This is a genomic window from Actinomycetospora sp. (assembly GCF_055612215.1).
This window is the reverse complement of sequence record NZ_JBVPVA010000056.1, coordinates 1-1,646: the sequence shown is the minus strand read 5'-3', so window position 1 is coordinate 1,646 and position 1,646 is coordinate 1. Positions and strand designations below refer to the sequence as shown.

General features: G+C 71.9%; 2 protein-coding genes. Both read left to right on the top strand.

The features are described from left to right. On the top strand, positions 1-933 hold a 933-nt coding region (locus AC0CYZ_RS01280), incomplete at its 5' end, for a DUF1996 domain-containing protein (RefSeq protein WP_472211375.1). After that, positions 930-1,646, top strand: a 717-nt coding sequence (locus AC0CYZ_RS01275) for a hypothetical protein (protein ID WP_472211373.1), incomplete at its 3' end; no start/stop codon positions are given. The genes AC0CYZ_RS01280 and AC0CYZ_RS01275, both read left to right, overlap by 4 nt.

The window sequence follows — 1,646 nt, the reverse complement described above, 5'->3', positions numbered from 1 at the left end:
GACTTCTCCGGCGGCAGCTACTCCTTCTCCTGCTCGCTGTCCGACCACCACAACTCCGACAACCCGATCATCGCCCCGGGCAAGCGGAACGGCGCCCAGCACGTGCACGACTACGCGGGCAACGACAGCACCAACGCCGCGTCGAACCTGCAGGTGCTCAAGGAGTCCAGCACCACCTGCACCAACGGCGACCAGTCACCGATCTTCTGGCCGGTGCTGCGCGACCTGCGTGAGGTCGGTCCCGACGTCGGGCAGGACGGCGGGAGCCTCGACGGCAACGTCGGCTCCTACGTCGAGCCGACCGCGGTCGACTACACCTTCCACGGCCACGGCACCCGCGAGATGGAGGCCATGCCGCTGAACATGACGATGGTGACCGGCTCCGCGAAGGCGGCCACCGCGGACGGGAAGGGCGCGAACGCCAAGTACACCTGCTCGGGCTCCGGGAACCGGATGACCGACCGGTACCCGGTCTGCCCGCAGGGCTCGGACCTGCAGCGGGTCTTCGACTTCCCGAGCTGCTGGAACGGCAAGGACCTCGACTCGGAGGACCACACCGAGCACCTGCGCTACCCCGACGAGTCGGGGGAGTGCTCCGACGACGAGGTCCCGGTACCCGCCCTGCGGATCACCGTGGCCTACGACCCGCCGCCCGGCCGGTCCTTCGCCATCGACAGCTTCCCCGAGCAGCAGCACGACCCGATCACCGACCACGCGCTGCTCGAGTACCTGTCCTCGAAGAGCCGCGCCCAGGCCGGCGCCGACTGCATCAACTCCGCCCGCCGCTGCACCCAGGGCAGCGAGGACGACGCCTCCCGGGCGGGCCCGACCGGAGCGAGTGACCAGGTGACGACCTCGAAGAACTTCGCGCACTTGATGGCGACGCACACGCTCGCGCACGGCGGCGGGATGCCGATGGGCGGACGCCGGTGAGGGCGCCGGGAGCGGTGCCGCCGCGGGTGGCGGTGCACCTCGTGCTGGCCGCGCTGCCGCTGCTCTCCATCACCGCGCACGTGGCCGGGCTCATCCCGATGCACGTCTCGGCGGGGCTGATCGTCATCCCGACGGCGCTGGTGCTCCTGGTGCTCGGGATCTTCGTCCCGATGCCCGAGGACCGCCTCGTGCTCGAGGGGCTGCGCTGGGGGATCCTCGCGACGGCGGTCTACGACGTCTTCCGCCTCGACACCGTGGCCTTCCTGGGGTGGTGGGGCGACTTCATCCCGACGATGGGCACCTGGCTGATCGACGTCGACCCGTCGTCGCGGGTGCTCGGCGGGGTCGCCGGCTACGTGTGGCGCTACGCCGGGGACGGCGGCGGGCTCGGCGTCGTGTTCCTGGTCGGGGCGGCCGCGACGGGACTGCGCCGGCTCGGCGGGAAGGTCACGGTGGCCACGGCGGTGCTCTTCGCCGTCGGGCCGACCTGGGGCGGGCTGATGGCGACGGTGCTGCTGCCCCGCGGCCAGCAGCTGATGTTCCCGCTGACCCCGACGACGGTGACGCTCTCGCTGGTCGGCCACGTGATCTTCGGGATCGTGCTGGGGCTCGGCGCCCTGCGCTGCCGCGACCTGGAGTCGCACTGGGCCGGCCCGCGGGTGGTCGACCTGGAGAAGCTGGCCCGGTGGGGCGAGCTGCCCGATCCCGTGCCG